The sequence below is a fragment of the Pseudomonas sp. GGS8 genome, assembly GCF_024168645.1.
GTDB lineage: Bacteria > Pseudomonadota > Gammaproteobacteria > Pseudomonadales > Pseudomonadaceae > Aquipseudomonas.
The window spans coordinates 6,286,141-6,302,943 of the sequence record NZ_JALJWF010000001.1; the positions used below are offsets into that span (position 1 = coordinate 6,286,141).

A 16,803-nucleotide genomic window follows, 5' to 3' on the forward strand; every position below is an offset into this window, starting at 1 on the left:
CCGGTCGTAAAGAGCCGTCAGTCCCGCGTTAGGGGACAACCCTCACAGGTCGCAGGGGCCTTGATCCCTGATAACACTCAACATTCTTGGCGGGATGACGTGGGGAATGTTTTAAAAGCTTTGGCTTCAAGAGGAGTTCGATCATGGCACTGGTGGACAGGCGAGATGGACGCAATTTTGGCTATGGCCGGCAACTGAGTTATGCCGGGCCGCAGGCGCTGAAAGATCTGTTTGGCGACGGGCACTACGGCACGGTCAAGGCGCACAGTGATCGCTGGCAGGCATTTGTACGCTGGTGTCGGTCTGAGGATGGGCCTGGCGTCAACGATGCGCGACAGATTGATCGGCAGACCTTGTTGGACTACTCCGAGCATCTGCGCCAGCAAGTTGAACAAGGTGCTATCGGCATCGCCACTGCGCAAAACCGGTTATCCAGTGTGAATCGGACCATGGCCGCGCTTCGCGGTGATCTGTATGTGAAAGTGCCGAGTCCGAGTACGGCGCTGGGAATGCGGCGCACCAGTGTTCGTTGCTCGGTTCCGCAAGGCCAAGACCGCGAATACGTTAAGAAGATCGTAGAGGTGCTTTGCGCACACCAGCAGCCGCGTGCCGCCGCCATCGCGCAGTTGGCGCGAGCAACCGGAATGCGCATGCGTGAGGCCATTTTGGCCAACCTACCCCGACTGCAAGGTGAGGCTAGGCAACTCGAGAGGATCAACATCCAGGACGGCACCAAAGGTGGCCGCTCGGGAGCTTCGGCTCCTCGGTGGATAACGATGGATGAGCACATCCGCGACGCACTGGCATTCACCCTTCAAGTATCGCCTGACGGTAGCCGCAACCTGTTGGCACCGCACGAAAGCTACCTCGATTTGCAACGGAGAACCGTCCGCCCTGCCCGGGACATTCTTCATAAGCACGGGCTCAAAGGCTTTCACGAATTGCGGGCGGCCTATGCATGCGAACGCTATGAGCAAATCACCCATCATCCGGCACCAATCAACGGTGGTCGTTGCTATCAACTCGACCGACATCTCGATCAGCAGGCTCGAGCACAAATCAGCTTTGAGTTGGGGCACGGTCGTATTGATGTGGTGTCGGCTTACATCGGGGGCCGAGCATGAGTAACGCATTCGATATGGAGCTGTTTCTGGCGGGCGTCCTGACTGGATCTCATACCACACGCCAACGCCACCTGCGTCAGGCGAAGGCCATTCAAGCGGCGATATATTATCGCTGGCAACGCGACAATCCATGGACTTGGCAGCAAAAGCATCTCGCATGGTTCCTAAATCACCATGTGAACCAGCACGCTGAATCGACGCGCTATTACTATCTGCTGACCGTGCACACGCTTGCTCATCGCCTAGGAAAGTCCTGGAAGTTCAACCGCCAGGCGAAGGTCAACAACCGGCCGATTCTGTTGAAGACGTCGGCTTTCAACGTTGCGTTACCGATGTAGTGAAAAACGACCTTCTAAAATCGCGTATACGCAACGATCTCTCTTTGGGTAAGGGGTCAAGTACCCCCTGGAAATGCCTCGAAACTACCGGAGGCGATTTTTTCGTAAGCGCTCCATGAACCCCACATTCAAAGCCGCCACCTGATCCCCGATGCTGTGCTCTCGATTCCTTTCCGGAGCCAGCACCTCATGATGCGTCCCGACGCAAAAGTCGAAAAAGTCTATCTCTACCCCAAACCCGTCGACTTCCGAAAATCCATCGATGGCCTCGCCGCTCTGGTCGAACTGGACATTAAGGTCGCGGTGTTTGACCCGGTACTTTTCGTGTTCCTCAACAAGCCTCGAAACCGAGTGAAAATTTTGTATTGGGAGCGCAACGGTTTTTGCCTTTGGCTAAAGCGGCTGGAGTCCGAGCGCTTCAAAACATCGCCGGATTGTTCGGATGAAGCCATCGTGCTGACGGTTCAAGAACTCAACTGGTTATTGGACGGTTTTGATTTGTGGCGCAACCGCCCGCATCAAGTTTTGACGCCTCGATTTGTCGCCTGATTCGGTATAATCCAGGGCATGATTTCCATGCCCAAAGACCTTCCTGACGACCCTGCTTTGCTCAAGCAACTGCTTGAGCAAATGCTGAGTGAGCGCGAGTCGGATAAGGGCAAGATCGTTCATCTTGAAGAAGAAAACGCGTTGTCGCGTCAGCGCCTTTTCGGGCGTAAGTCAGAGCAGACAGCCGATCCCGCGACTCCGCAAATGGCCTTGTTCAACGAAGTTGAAAGCGTGGCCGAGTCTGTCGACGAAACGGTGGAAGAACAGGTTGTCGCTCCGACCAAACATCGCGGTAAACGCAAGCCTCTGCCCGCCGATCTTCCGCGCATCGAAGTCATCCACGAACTGCCCGAGCACGAACTGACCTGCGCCTGCGGTTGCCGCAAGCACACCATTGGTGAGGAAATCAGCGAGCAGCTGGAGATCGTGCCGATGCAGATCCGTGAGATCAAACATGTCCGCAAGATCTACGGTTGCCGCGATTGCGAAACCGCACCGGTTACCGCGGACAAGCCCGCTCAACTGATTGAAAAAAGCATGGCCAGCCCAAGTGTCCTGGCGATGCTGCTGACGACCAAATACGTCGACGGCTTACCGCTTCACCGCTTCGAAAAAGTGCTGGGCCGCCACGGTATCGATATCCCACGCCAGACCTTGGCGCGCTGGGTTATCCAGTGCGGCGAACACCTGCAACCCTTGCTCAACTTGATGCGGGATCGACTGCTGGAAAGTCGCGTCATCCACTGCGACGAAACGCGTGTGCAGGTGATGAAAGAGCCTGATCGAGAGCCGACCAGTCAATCCTGGATGTGGGTGCAAACCGGCGGACCGCCTAATCAGCCTGTGATCCTTTTTGACTACTCAACCAGCCGGGCGCAGGAGGTTCCGTCGCGCCTGCTCAAAGGTTATCGCGGCTACCTGATGACCGACGATTATGCTGGTTACAACGCCTTGGGCGCGCAGTCCGGTGTCGAACGTTTAGGCTGTTGGGCCCATACACGACGCAAGTTTGTCGAGGCGCAAAAGGTGCAGCCTAAAGGTAAAACCGGGCGTGCCGATATCGCCCTGAATCTGATCAACCAGCTGTACGGTATCGAGCGAGATTTAAAAGAAGTCGGCGATGAACATCGCCACGAAAGCCGACAGCAAAACAGCCTGCCGGTGTTGGCCCAATTGCAAACATGGTTGGAGAAAACCCAGCCACAAGTGACGGCGCAAAATGCACTGGGCAAAGCCATCAGCTACTTGGCCAGCAACTGAATCAAGTTGGTGCGCTACACCGAAGCCGGTTATTTGCCGATCGACAACAATGCGGCCGAGCGTGCGATCCGGCCCTTCGTGATCGGGCGCAAGAACTGGCTGTTCAGCGACACGCCCAAAGGCGCGACGGCCAGCGCTCAACTTTACAGTTTGGTCGAGACGGCTAAAGCCAACGGCCAAGAGCCCTATGCGTGGCTGCGCCACGCACTTGAGCGCCTGCCACAGGCAACCTCGGTTGAAGATTACGAAGCCTTGCTGCCGTCGAACTGCTCGCCCGCATCGCTTAGCTAAGCGCGCCGCCTATTTTTGAACAGGTGGGGTTTATGGAGCGCTTACATTTTTTCAACAGAATCGGCCAATAGCAGTCTCTCACCATCTATATTGGGTCAATTGCAGCCGCTCAGGGACGATTGGAATTTGACTAAGAATCCATCAGTCAGGGGGTAGACTTATCGGTACAACTACTAGATTGGTTTGACGGACACTACGTCAAAATACCTAAATCTCTTCTTTTTCGCCTCATTTGTTGCATCTTGTTCAGCAACAAAGAGAGTCAACAGCTTGTTCGCGATCATCGTTTTTTTTCTGGCAGCATTGCAAGCTCTTTGCCAGAGTATCTATTTTCTTAAATGTCACTTGAGTAGAAAAATTCAGTGAAGATTTCGCTCGCGGTCCTGTTACCTGATAGGAAGTGGTAGCGCGAAATTCTCGAATGGAACATCTCGTCAGGCAAGGAAAATGGGAGCAAAGAGACTTTAGCGGGCATTAGCATCGATCGTTAACAGCAGGAAAAATGGTAATCCAATACCATCCCGAGTTGAAAAAAAGCAAAACGCTGCAAAAAAACGCACTACCGACAGATGACTGAATCTGTGGTGCACCGCATTGGTGCAAGACAAATCCAGATCAAAGAGACTCGAACGCCTTGTATAGACAGGTATTGCTCAGTACATAACTCTATAGACCTAGCTTGGAAAGTGTAGTTAACGAAAATGAGAAACGTCCAATTACCGACACAAAAATGACCTGTAACTCACTGTTTTATATATGTTTTAAGTGATAAGCACTTAAAAAAGTGAATTTGGATTTGACCGAATGAATGCGGTCAATTACGATTGGCCCACAAGTAACCCCTGCCCCTTCGCGACATGTGCAGAGTTGAGATATCAGACTATGGATGGTAAGTTTTTTTGAGGTCTAATTAGACCGTGTTTATGGAATACGCACTAAAAAATGCGTAAATGATTTTTCAATTTATCACGGCACTTCCAGTGGATTTATCCCTCCCTTGAAGATTTGGTCACAGCTTGCTACCTGCCGGCTGACCATAAATTCGTGTAAATCATTCGATTGAACGATCAACCCAGATCAGGCTATCGATCTAGCACATAGTATCGCCTATAAAATACTTAGTGATTTTTCATACCCTTTTCTTTACATGGCTACTAAAGCGTCTAGGCCGAAATGCTTGCGCTTCGCTCCATAAAAACGGGTCCGTTGAGTCAAGTATATGGCTCGCACAAAATGCAGTTTTGGTTGTGGATAAAATGCATGCTGAGGTAGGCATGTAGTCCTTGCGGCGCAACAAAAAATAAAATCAGACTTACTATATCTAACGCATAAGTCATCTAGTGGCACTCGGCATCGCTGGGCGTCACGGTACGAGTGCGCGCGGCGGTTGAGAAATCCATCTGTAACTCAGCAACACTTTGCAAGTGTTACAGGGAAGTTTTGAGTAAGGACATCAACTCTAATGAATGCTTCAGATATCAGCGCAAGGTGCTCAGTCATGGACGTCGTAAACATGGAAATGGAACATTATCATCTCGTCGGAATCGGCGCTGGCCCCGCAAATTTGAGCCTGGCAGCGTTACTCCACAACAACGAGAAAGCTCCAAATTTGTTTATTGATCAAAAGCAGCAGTTCTCTTGGCACGACGAACAGATGCTGGATGGAGCTACATTGCAGGTTTCAATATTTAAAGACCTGGCCAGCCTTTCTGATCCAACGAACCGCTTTACTTTTCTTTCCTATCTTCATGACCAAGGGCGAATTTATCACTTTCTCAATGCCCAATTCGCTCAGGTACCCCGTCGAGAATTTAGAAACTACTTAGCTTGGGCTGCCGAGAAAAATGAAAACGTAATATTCGGCGAAAAAGTTCTGCATATTAATTTCAATGACGTTTTTATCATTAAGACTAATAAACGCACCATCACCGCCAACAATATAGCTATTGGCGTGGGTACCCAACCTTGGGTGCCAGAGTTTGCTAAGCCGCACCTTGGAAAAGAGAATTTTCACATTTGTGAATATCTGCAGAAGTCCTCCAATCTTGCAGGTAAACGAGTTGCTGTCGTTGGCGGTGGACAATCTGGCGCGGAGGTGTTCCTGGACCTTCTGTCCAGACCATTTCACGAGCGCCCGTCCCAGATCTGCTGGATTTCGCGCCGTAGAAACTTTTCCCCGATCGATGATTCAACCTTCACCAATGACACCTTCATTCCAGATTACTCTAACTACTTTAATCAACTCCCCCCCAGTGTCCGGAATAAAACAATTAAGGAAAACATCCTGACCTCCGATGGGATATCCGAACACACGCTACGAGCGATATATCAGAAAATTTACTATTCTCGCTTCGTCGATAATGATGGACGTGCTATAGGCTTATACCCAAACCGCAACGTCCTAGATATTACACCTTCGAAAGATATAGCCGGCGAGTGGAAGTTGACGTTGATCCATAACGACTTTCCAGAACAACTCGAAACTCTGGAGATCGATGCCGTAGTTTGGGCCACCGGCTTTAGCCCCGCAAGTAAGGACTTTCTTGCGCCACTGAAAGAACGCCTGCGCAGCGAAGGCGGTGAGTACGTAGTGGATGATGATTTCGCAGTACAGTGGGATGGACCGGCGAATAGAAACATATTTATGCAAAATGGTGTGCGCGGCCAGCGTGGGCTTCCTGATGTCAATTTAAGTCTGAATGCCTGGCGGGCGCAGCGCATTGTTGGACGACTCCTCGATAAAGCCCAACCCAAAGAGCAACTGTCCTCGTTCATAACATGGAAAGGACTAAAACCTGATGAGGTAACAGAAAGTACCGTCTCATCATTAATCGGGTTCGATACTTTAAAAGTAATGTCTAACGGACGCTAAGCAACCTAAGTTAATAGTGGGACTCATTATGACTTCAACAGATATTGCAATTGTTGGCGGCGGTATCGTGGGCGCTATGATTGCGACTCGCTTGGCAGAACAGTATCCAGAGAAATCGATCACTGTTCTGGAGCGAGATCTGATTGGCACCGGGGCTACAACTCGATCGGCCGGGGTACATTTTCCGCGAGGGGTATCAGAGCGTGTACGTTTCATGGCCGAGCAAAGTCAGGAGTATTATCTACAACTGAAAGCAGAGTCTGGAGCGCCAATATTTCCGGTACCCATGACACTGATAGCTTCACCCGAACAGCAATCGCAGATCGAACTGTGCTACTTGGCCAAGGCCGAATTAACCTCGATTCCTCGGGAGGCCCCGGAATTAGCTGGCATATCCATCCCTAGCGATTCCATGATATGGCGGGTGAATAATGCGAGTTTCGCTGATGTTGCCGGATTAACCGCGCAACTTTTCAAGCGCCTACGCAACCATATATCACTTTTTGAAGGTGTCCGGGTCAATAAAATTTCTCTAGGCGATGATTATTGTCTAACCCTTAGTACTGGAGAGAAGATCCGCGCCGATAAGGTCGTCCTTGCGCCCGGCTCATGGGTTAACGAACCTGCCTGGCGACATTTTTTATTCGATCTGCCTATTAAAATAAAGAAAATCGTAGCCGTTCATATCGAAGCTCCGGTTTCAACTACAGATGGCATGACAGTATTTCACAACGAAGATGCTTTTCTGCTGCCTCGTCATGATCGAGGTCACTGGCTATTTAGCTACACCTGTAATGAATGGGATGTAGACCCTGGAACAATTAGCCGTTCCATTTCTGAGCAAGACCTAACTGAAGCAAGATCAATTTTGTCACGCTACATGCCAGAATTTGCTGAAAGAATCAGCTCTGGTCGCGTGTTCTGCGATGCCTATAGTTCAAACCGAGAACCAATAGTCGAAGCACTGGATGGCACTGGACTCATATTTGCGGGAGGAGCCAATGGCTCCGGGTATCGCTTGGCGCCTGCGATTGCAGCACAAGTAGTAAAACTCATCTAAATATTTTAGTTATACATGGAGTGTACAAATGATCATCAATCAATATGATGCGAACACCCTGTCCGACGCATTTGGAATTCAGACGAACAGCCTGGAAGGACTGGTTTTTAATTCAGGATGGGGACGGGTGTTGCCCGGTCAATCGTCCAACAGTCATCAACATGATGAGACTGAATTCTTTGTAATTGTCGCCGGGGAAGGCGAACTGCTGGTTAATGGTCATCGTCATCAGGTGAAAGCTGGTACTGTCGCGCTGTTTGAGCCCTTTGAGTCCCATGTAATAACCAACACCTCTACGACTGATCTGGTGTTTTTCCTGCAATATTGGAGAGATGCCAAATGGGCAGTACGTTCCGCACTTTCAAAAGAAAGACAGAACCATCAAGGTCGTCCACAATTTGTATTTTCAACACCTCCCACCCCAAATGGTGATTTACACCTTGGGCACTTGTCTGGTCCCTACCTTGGTGCCGATGCTTATGTAAGGTATCAACGATTAGTGGGTAACCGTGCTTGGCACCTTACTGGTTCTGACGATTATCAAAGCTACGTTGTCGCATTAGCTAAACGAGAAGGTTCGACACCTGAAGAAGTGGCGGCACATTATTCCATGGAAATACGAGAAACACTGCGAGCCATGGATATAGAAATAGATCAATACACCGTAACTGATGCAGTTGAAAACTATCATTCCGGAGTCAAGCAATTTTTCTCCAAGATCGTGCAGTCTGGTAAAGTCGAGTCGCGAACCGCTACCGCACTAGTGGATGACGTAACGGGAGAGTACCTTTACGAAGTTAATGTGTCTGGTGGATGTCCAGGCTGCGGTGGAGGTACGAATGGCAATATCTGCGAAGAATGTGGAGAGCCGAACATTGTTACGGATCTAATCGCACCCGTATCAAAGATCAGCAACAAAGCATCGGTCTTGTCAGAAGTGCAGCAACATTTGCTGCCTCTGCATGACTTTGCAGAAGTTGTCGCTGACCATCATAAACTAGGCCGTGTCCCCGCCAGAATTAAAGAACTGGCGCAACGAGTATTCAAGAGATCTTCCCTAGACGTCCCGGTAACTCACTTTTCAGATTGGGGGGTGTCCCCGTCAGAAAAGGACTCGAGCGGCCAAGTCATTTGGGTCTGGCCTGAAATGAGCTTTGGATTTCTCTATGGGATCGAAGCATTGGGCGCACGCTTAAATGAAAAATGGCGTGCTGAAGCCCCTCAAGAGGACTGGAAAATTGTGCACTTTTTCGGTTATGACAACAGTTTCTATCATGGGATTCTTTATCCGGCTCTGTACAGCCTAGCGCATCCCGAATGGAAACCTGACATCGACTATCACTACAACGAATTTTATCTTCTTGACGGAAAAAAGTTTTCTACTAGCCGTCGTCACGCTGTGTGGGGAAAAGAAATACTCAATCCTTCAAGTGTTGATGCTGTTCGTTATTACCTTTGCCTTACACGACCCGAGGGAGAGCGTGCCAACTTCCGTATGGCAGACTACGAAAAAGCACTGAAGGAAACCTTGATAGGTTGTTGGCAGACCTGGTTGGTGGATTTGGGAACGCGTGTTAGCCAGACATATGGCGGCAAAGCGCCAGACGCAGGCATATGGACCCGAGAGCATTCGGCTTTTCTGGCACAACTGACAGAACACCTGTCAGGTATCAGCAACGCTCTAAACTCCGATGGTTTCTCACTTCGCCGGGCCGCCCGAAAACTCAATGAGATCGTCGAGGAGACTATTGCATTTTCATCCCTGCAAAAACGCCTCGCGGTTTCGAGCGAATGGAAAGATGAAGCTCGAACTTCAATTGCTTTGGAGTTGGCAGCAGCTCAGTTGCTCTCACGTGTAGCGCGTCCTCTAATGCCGCGGTTTGCCAAAAAATTGGCTTTTGCCATTTCGGAAGTTGAGGACCATGCGTGGCCAGAAACTGTCGACTTGGTCTTGCCGGGTGCGAACATTAACTTAGACAAGGTAACTTATTTCGCTCTCCCAATAACAACCTCGCAAGACGCACCAGAAAAAATCGATGCTTGAGGTGGTGGGGATGCTCACGCTTCAGTTGTGAACTAATAGAAGTATCAGTTAATTCAATTTTTTTAGCACTGAAAATCGAGTCTTCAAGAACTCATACAAGGATAAAATAAATGAAATGGCAATCTCAAATATCTGAACACCTGGAAAACGAACATGTTCTTTTGCGTCCGGTGTTGGAGTCAGACAAAGAAGCTGTTTATGCATTAGCGCAGGATTCAGAAATCTGGACCTATTTTGTTTTCAAGGTCAGTAATCTGGACGAATTCGACGATTTTTTCAACGCGATGCTCTCTGACCATGCCGCAGGTCGTCGTGTGGTGTATGTCGTTATTGACAAAAAAACTCAACGAATTGCGGGAAGTATGAGTTATGGCAATTTGGCCGAGGCAGAAGCACGGCTAGAAATAGGTTGGTCCTGGTTGGGAAGCGAATTCCGTGGGAAGGGTATCAACCACTGGGCAAAGTTTCTTCTGATGGAGCAAGCATTTGAGAAACTGGAAGCTCTCAGAGTTGAGTTTAAAACAGATATATTGAATACACGCGCGCGCTCTGGTTTGCGAAATATTGGTGCTACAGAAGAAGGAACCCTAAGAAGCTTTAATTTCATGCCTGGTGGTCGCCGTCGGGATGCAATATTTTATAGCGTCCTTGCAAGCGAATGGCCAGATGTTAATGCACAGCTCTCTCAGCAGTCAAAATTTAGCGCAACGAGAAAAGTTTTGTGAATAAGACGGTTAGCTATGTAAACCTACACGGGACTCCCTTCGAACGGGGGGAGCAGCATGGCAAAGCATTGGCAGAATCACTTCGTTCGTTTGTTGACGACGGGCGTAGTCGCATAGATTCGCTAACTCGAGAGCCGTTAACCAGTGATAGTCTTGAAAAGACTATCAACACTCATAAAGCCGTAGTCGAGGAGTATCTTCCAGATATCGCTCGTGAGGTAGAAGGTTTAGCAGTTGGTGCAGGCATCTCGCTCCAAGATGCCTGGATGTTGCAACTACGCCGAGAAATTATTGGTTACAGCCGAATGACACTCGGCGACTGCTCAACATTCGCATCTGTCGCAGCTGAACCAATTCTTGCTCAAACGGTGGATTTGAACGGCAATCTCGACGACTTCATCAGCGTTCTGGATATTAGGGGGAGCGCCCAGCGCTCCCTTGTCCTGAGTTACGGTGGCCTTTTGGGTTACTTGGGAATCAATGACGGTGGATTAGCCGTAGGTCTAAATCTCGTTTTAGGCGGTGCTTGGCAGCCAGGTATTCCTCCGTACTTGGCAATCCGCCATTTGCTGGATACGGTGAGTACGGTCGAGGACGCCGTTGAGATACTTCGGACGCTTCCATTGTCAAGCTCGCGGTCATTTACGTTATGCGACAGGAATCAAGCGCTTGCGGTAGAAGTGTTAGGTGATGAACTTCGCATATTAGAAATATCACCTGTAGCGCATACAAACCACTTCTTGCATCCAGACTTTGCTTCAGATGATCAAATCAATGTGTTCGCCCGAAACTCCTCGAATCGGCGGCTTGATGCAATATCGCAGTTAGCAAGTCTGATACCAAACGATGAGAAAATATGTTTCAACGCCTTCTCTTTACCGCCACTTTGCGTTTCTGATATCGGTGATATCCGTCGTGAAAGAACGGTCTCCGCAGTCGTGATGTATCCAGGTAGAGGGGAAATGTACCTGCGACCAGGAGATCCGTCCCTATCAGAAACTATCCGGTTCTCATTAAATTAACTTACTCAAGATTTTTTGAAGTAAATGGAAGACTTATGCACTCGCTGAGTTAGCCAAATTACATTTGATGGGCCAAACCAAAAAAAGGCGAGCCTTCCGTTATACGATGCCCGCCATTTTAATCGCTATGAACAACGAAATCATCAGGGCAAGATAATGGGCATAACGGTACTGAAAAATCTGACCGCAAAGTTTCGCACGGACCATCAGGTGTCTTTTAATATTTGCCTGGACACCTTCGACAAACGGACGGATGCCGATTCTTTACGCAAAAAATTGGAGTTTCTTAACCATTTAGAACAACAGCACCAATCTTCAGTAATGTTCAACGTGATAAACCCTGGAAGTGAACTACTCGCTAATCTTATTCTGGACCAGGAGGAAAGCTTTCCCAGTCCGCCCCCCCGAACAGCCCCCGATCAATCCCCAATGTTCGAGTCACAGGAAATTGCAGGTAACAAGTTCATACGTATTAATCCTAACAACAGTAAATGCACATTGGTGCTCTTAGGTCCAATAGGACTTTCATGGCGCGTATGGACAACAATGCTACCCGGCTTGCACCGCTGGGATGTTGTAATTCCGCAATATTCCTCTACTGACTTTGAAGAAGGACGACAGACAGCGATAGGGTCGACCGAAGAGGACAGCGATAATGTGGCAGTAATTTTAAAAAGTCTTCAGTCTTCTTCAATTACAGTGGCAGCGTGGTGCGATGGAAATGATATCGCAGTTTCCTTGGTCAATAGAGGAGATATCAAAACCAAATCATTTGTCTGCATATCGCCAAGCTTCAAGACGACTAAAAAATTATTAGCATATGAATCCGAACTGATAACTGCACTACAAAGCGTTGTAGACAAGCCCGCATTTTCTTCTATTTACTCGGGACTATTCCGAAATTCACTCAATTCAAATGGCATTGAAGAGAATGCAATTATAGACCAGGACGCCGTTATTCTCGACACATTAAGAAAACCTAGTTGGTATGCAAGGAAGCTTATAAACAGCGTCTACCTGCAACCCAACTCTTTGGCGTTTTATGCTAAACGGTATTTGAACAAGATAAATTTGGAGTTCAACAAAGCCACATTCAAAGGAGTGTCGACATACCTGATTCAAGGCGAACTGGACAATATTGTCGACAATCGCGAGGCTGAGTATTTCCTAGAGTCACACGGAATTTCTTATAAACGAATATGCAGTCTGCACTGCGGTCACTACACTCTCATTGATCAACCTGAAATAATTTGGCGTGTATTGGATAAGCTAAGCCAATAGGTTTGTGTTTTGGCACAAAAATTAATGTGCCCCCCCTTAGAATGACAAACTCCCTTCGAGCCGACCAGCACATCAAAGGGAGTTTTCGTACGAGATGTCAGAAGAAATCAAGCTTTTGAGTAACACTTTATATTATCAATAAGCTCAGAGTCTAGCGCGTGTAATTTACGAACTGCATCTAGAAATGACGCTGAATTCAACTTTTGCAGACTAGGACTTCTGAGCAAGAATATTTTAAGAGAATAAGAAATACGTTGCACTTCTGCAAAAAGAGCGGTGGTGATTTCATTATTCAATCCGCGTTTGTTTCGGTAGAAATCATACGTCTTTCGAGATCCGTGAAGCAGAGAATAAAAATCGTGTAGGATTTTCGATTTTACTGCGCCGGAATCAAATGGAGACTCTATGAATGAAATCATAAAATCTGTAGGATCCTCGTACTCGAGTTGCTCAATGTAACTACTGTGCAACTGAGCATCGTCGCTTGGAAGGCTATCAGTCAAAGTGACTTCTAGAACGGTCTTCTCTGTATCATTATCAAAAAAATCAGATAAATTTTTCAGTCCGTAGTGGTAAGTCCTGAGAATACTATCTTTGTCGTCGTCTATCAGTATGGCTTGATCAGCCATAAGCTCACCAATTAGCGCAAAGTGCGACAAATGCTTATTTAAGTACTCAGGACAATGAGGCAAATAATAGACATCCCCTGATATCAAATAAAATCTATTAGCCAGCGGCTCGTATTCCTTAAGGAAATCTTGAAAGCTGCTGTATCGCTTTTCCCGGACAAGTATTCCATTGGCCGTAAGGATAGCTTCATCAAAAAAAGAGCTCGTGAACTCATACTTTTCTGACTTATTGCAAATGATCTGCTCAGCAATAAGGCCAGGACTAACTAAAGCATTGTGAAATATAGCAGAAACCTCTTTGCCGAAATCGCTGGCCCTTACCAACACATGCCGCTGCCCACAGTTCAAAAAACTTCTATCAAAAAGATTCTTATCATATTCGAAAAGTTTTCCGTCATTCATTATCGTTCCCATGATTCTCGAAAGGTAATTAAGGAGATCTAATCTATAAAATTGCTCAGTACCGCCCACATCAGACACGTAAACGTTTTAATCAATAGCTACCCTACAAGACATTCTTATGAGTGGGTCTGAATGAGAGAAACCAGACTGCCGACCGTGTCTAACTTGGCAAGATCTTGTTCTGTGAGTCGCGTCAGATCGACTTCATGCTTTTCGCATAACTCAGTAACTATAAAAATCAGCATCATGGACGTTACGTTGTGAATATCAAATAAGTTATCTATTTGATCGATTTTCACGTCCCCCTCCAATTTCGCAAATTTTTTGAGGGTTATCTGGACTGATTTTTCGATGGCTTCATGCATGATAAAGATTTTCCAGTTGTTCTTTGAATTCATTAATGATTACTTTGCGACGCACTTTAAATTGGTTAGTCAGGTATCCGTTCGCTACCGTAAACTTATTCGTAGTAAAACTAAGTTTTCCGATACGCTCATGACTAGATACAGTATTATTAAACTGAGAAACTTGCTCTATAACGAACTCTTCCTTTGAACTATCTTCTAAAGAAATAAGTGCCGTAAGAAACGGCTTATGCATCCCATACAACACCGCATGAGCAACGCCTTCCAAATTGGCAAGGCGGGATTCGATACTACTCGGCGGAACTTTTTTGCCGCTGTCAAGTACAATCAAATCGTCCACGCGCCCCGTAATAAACAAATAACCGTCCTCATCTAGGTAAGCAAGATCACCTGTACTTACGCAGTTTTCACTTACAAATGTTCTTTCACTTTCGCCTGGCGCGGAAATTTTGTATTTGTTATTTACAGGGTATTCAGAGTAAATGATGAGCTCCGAGTTTTCATTGATAATGGCTTTTTTATAATCCAGAAGTTTACCAACACTTCCGGGGCGGGAATGGCCAGGGTAGTTTTTAGAGACGATACATACCTCATTCATCCCATAACCTTCATAAAGAGGAATATAAATATCTGCAAAGAAATTAATTACGGCAAGGTCACAAGGTGCAGAGCCCGTCCAGAGGTAGCGAATATTCTCGCCCAAAATAGACGTGGCACAATCCTTGGCTGAAAGATCTGAAGTATCACGCATCTTCAAGTTGATTATTTCAAAAACCTGTTTATAGAAACCAGGTACTCCCATTACTACTGACGGCGTAAATTTTTTTAACGCCATGAAGACCAAACTATTATTGGTCAGCACAACGTCATGATCAAACAGCAATGCCGAATAGATCCAGTATCGTTGTTGCAACAACGACAGAGGAAGGAAAACCAGCAAACTATCGTCATTCGTATGATTGAATATCTTCTGGACAGATTGTATTGAGTAACTAACACTCTCCGCCGTTGCTTCTAGGCATTTTGGGTTACCTGTGCTACCAGAAGTAAACTTTAGCGAAAAAATATCCTTCGAACTGAACTCATAGGCGCTATCTTCCGCTGCGGCGTCAATCGTATTTAAATTTTCCAATAGGTCGTTAAAACGGCAGATCGGGTGTAACTGAGAGGCGTAATCGAAATCTAGAAAAATATGTCGGATATTCAGATCAGCAATGAGCTCCTCATTGCCCATGAAGAAATCTTTATCCATGCCGGCAACGATAACTCCACGGTGCTTCGCCGCCAAATCGATCACGATCCAAGCAAGAGAGTTTGCACCACTTATTATGATGGTGTCTCCTGGATTTATATTTCTATCGGCTAACCATCGGCTCGCTTTCAAGGCTAAATTCAATAGCTCGTCTAGATCAAGCTCCATGGATTTTCCAAACTCGAGCAGCTTAAAGCGTCCACGACGGTTCAAGTTTCTGTCAAAAATATTGTTAATTATAAGTGATCTTTCATGCATGACCGGATTCCCCGAACGCCTCATAGATACTCTCTAAGCTCGCAAAATTTTCTGGATTGAAGTCTTCCAGCCCCAAACTGATGCCCAAATTATCTTCCATGTAACCGATAAGCGCGATCAGCATAAGTGAACTAAATCCGAACGCCACTAATAGCCCTTGGGCGGGGATGGTTTCGATCTCAAGCCGAGTGGCGATGAAGTTATGAATCGCATTTTTTTTATCCTCATTCACGATGGTCAGATCCTATGTTAATGTTCCAATTAGACAATTTTCAGCTTCCTTGGCGAGTGGTTATAGTGAAAAAAGAAGTGCAGCAATTATATAAGACGATCCGGGTTGACGACGTTACGACACTGCTGATCGAAAATATTGATCCTGCTCTGGACATCGAAAGTCTTGAGTTCCGCGCGCAAGCTCGCGGACACGATTCTGAACAGTTAGGCAGTAAGAGAAAAACTGAACATTTCGCAGCAAGAGAAGCGCTTTCCAAATTGCTGAAAACCATAGGCCGAGACAAAAATCTTTCCTATTCCTGGCCTTCGCGAACAGCCCCCCCACGATTCGACGATTTGTCAATGAGTGTTGGGCACTCCGATAATCTGGTGATCGCTGGATTGACGAAAGGTAAAAACCGATTAATGGGGGTAGACATTGAAAAGGAATTATCTCCGGAACTCGCTGAGTTTGTTAAGACCAGAGTTCTTACGGTAAACGATGTGTGGGACGAGCACACTAATCGTGAAGCTTTCCTCACAACAGTATTTTCATATAAAGAATCATTTTTCAAGGCCGTGAGCTCGCTTTTGAACTTTACGCATTTGCGGCTTGATATTTGCTCTGTAGTACAACTCGATGAAAATCATTTCCGACTCGCCTCGTTGCTGGATTCAATCGAAGTGGTCATTCACGGAAACGGCGTATTGGCTGACGACTATATTTATACTTGGGTAATCGTACGCGCTAAAGATGAGACGAGATGAACACAGGGATAGGTAAATACCCGTTCTTTCGCTGTGTAAATATCTTATTTTGCACTGGCGATGAGTGTAGTTCAGGCGAAAAAAAAATCGCCAAAGATACGAGCCAGCCGCTCTTTTGTCGTAAGGTGTCGCCGACGTGGCGAAGACCGAAGAAAGTGCACTAATTTCGTGCATAGTGTAGATATCCTCGCTTCCTTATGAGGGCAGGCATCATTGCCGATGATCTGATTTTACTTGCATAAAGAAACTACTACAAACCTCTTTATTTTACAATGCAAAATGTTGCGCCGTTCACTTTTTGTATCTATTTTTCGAGACTATGCCTTCGTGAGACAAGAGTCATTAAGCGA

14 protein-coding genes and 1 pseudogene are annotated in these 16,803 nt (G+C 46.9%); 11 read left to right on the forward strand and 4 right to left on the reverse strand.

What is annotated here, in order from left to right:
- Positions 1-143: 143 nt before the first annotated feature.
- The 10 genes and pseudogenes from J3D54_RS28235 (at position 144) to J3D54_RS28280 (ending at position 12,566) form a co-directional block, all read left to right on the forward strand.
- Positions 144-1,124 carry an integrase domain-containing protein gene (locus J3D54_RS28235; RefSeq protein ID WP_253425616.1) on the forward strand — a complete coding sequence of 327 codons (981 nt, stop codon included), beginning with the start codon at positions 144-146 and terminating at the stop codon, positions 1,122-1,124.
- Positions 1,121-1,462 carry a hypothetical protein gene (locus J3D54_RS28240; RefSeq protein ID WP_253425617.1) on the forward strand — a complete coding sequence of 114 codons (342 nt, stop codon included), beginning with the start codon at positions 1,121-1,123 and terminating at the stop codon, positions 1,460-1,462. Before J3D54_RS28235 ends, J3D54_RS28240 begins: the two co-directional genes overlap by 4 nt.
- A gap of 189 nt (positions 1,463-1,651) precedes the next feature.
- Positions 1,652-2,011, forward strand: a complete 360-nt coding sequence (gene tnpB / locus J3D54_RS28245) for an IS66 family insertion sequence element accessory protein TnpB (RefSeq protein ID WP_019412232.1) — start codon at positions 1,652-1,654, stop codon at positions 2,009-2,011.
- An 18-nt stretch (positions 2,012-2,029) separates the two neighbouring features.
- Positions 2,030-3,562: pseudogene (locus J3D54_RS28250) on the forward strand (IS66 family transposase).
- 1,498 nt (positions 3,563-5,060) lie between these two features.
- Positions 5,061-6,434: a lysine N(6)-hydroxylase/L-ornithine N(5)-oxygenase family protein gene (locus J3D54_RS28255; RefSeq protein ID WP_253425619.1), complete on the forward strand. Its 1,374-nt coding sequence runs from the start codon at positions 5,061-5,063 to the stop codon at positions 6,432-6,434.
- A 28-nt stretch (positions 6,435-6,462) separates the two neighbouring features.
- The gene (locus J3D54_RS28260) at positions 6,463-7,494 is read left to right on the forward strand and encodes an FAD-binding oxidoreductase (RefSeq protein WP_253425621.1); all 1,032 of its coding nucleotides are present in this window, start codon (positions 6,463-6,465) and stop codon (positions 7,492-7,494) included.
- Between the two features lie 28 nt (positions 7,495-7,522).
- Positions 7,523-9,538 (forward strand): class I tRNA ligase family protein, encoded by a 2,016-nt coding sequence (locus J3D54_RS28265; RefSeq protein ID WP_253425623.1) that lies wholly within the window; start codon positions 7,523-7,525, stop codon positions 9,536-9,538.
- 110 nt (positions 9,539-9,648) lie between these two features.
- Positions 9,649-10,263, forward strand: a complete 615-nt coding sequence (locus J3D54_RS28270) for a GNAT family N-acetyltransferase (RefSeq protein WP_253425625.1) — start codon at positions 9,649-9,651, stop codon at positions 10,261-10,263.
- Positions 10,260-11,285, forward strand: a complete 1,026-nt coding sequence (locus tag J3D54_RS28275) for a C45 family peptidase (protein WP_253425627.1) — start codon at positions 10,260-10,262, stop codon at positions 11,283-11,285. The genes J3D54_RS28270 and J3D54_RS28275 overlap by 4 nt, the downstream gene beginning before the upstream one ends.
- A 156-nt stretch (positions 11,286-11,441) precedes the next feature.
- Positions 11,442-12,566, forward strand: a complete 1,125-nt coding sequence (locus J3D54_RS28280) for an alpha/beta hydrolase (protein WP_253425629.1) — start codon at positions 11,442-11,444, stop codon at positions 12,564-12,566.
- Positions 12,567-12,673: 107 nt separating this feature from the next.
- Here J3D54_RS28280 and J3D54_RS28285 read toward each other — a convergent pair whose 3' ends face one another.
- The 4 genes from J3D54_RS28285 to J3D54_RS28300 all read right to left on the reverse strand — a co-directional run bounded on the left by J3D54_RS28285 (position 12,674) and on the right by J3D54_RS28300 (position 15,704).
- Positions 12,674-13,597 (reverse strand): hypothetical protein, encoded by a 924-nt coding sequence (locus J3D54_RS28285; protein WP_253425631.1) that lies wholly within the window; start codon positions 13,595-13,597, stop codon positions 12,674-12,676.
- A 116-nt stretch (positions 13,598-13,713) separates the two neighbouring features.
- On the reverse strand, positions 13,714-13,962 hold the full coding sequence (locus J3D54_RS28290) for a hypothetical protein (RefSeq protein WP_253425633.1): 249 nt from the start codon (positions 13,960-13,962) through the stop codon (positions 13,714-13,716).
- Positions 13,955-15,472: an AMP-binding protein gene (locus J3D54_RS28295; protein WP_253425635.1), complete on the reverse strand. Its 1,518-nt coding sequence runs from the start codon at positions 15,470-15,472 to the stop codon at positions 13,955-13,957. The genes J3D54_RS28290 and J3D54_RS28295 overlap by 8 nt, the downstream gene beginning before the upstream one ends.
- Positions 15,465-15,704, reverse strand: a complete 240-nt coding sequence (locus tag J3D54_RS28300; RefSeq protein WP_253425637.1) for an acyl carrier protein — start codon at positions 15,702-15,704, stop codon at positions 15,465-15,467. Before J3D54_RS28300 ends, J3D54_RS28295 begins: the two co-directional genes overlap by 8 nt.
- A gap of 65 nt (positions 15,705-15,769) precedes the next feature.
- On the opposite strand from J3D54_RS28300, the gene J3D54_RS30500 reads away from it, so the two are divergent.
- Entirely contained in the window at positions 15,770-16,453 is a 684-nt protein-coding gene (locus J3D54_RS30500) for a 4'-phosphopantetheinyl transferase superfamily protein (protein WP_253425640.1), read from the forward strand.
- Positions 16,454-16,803 lie beyond the last annotated feature (350 nt).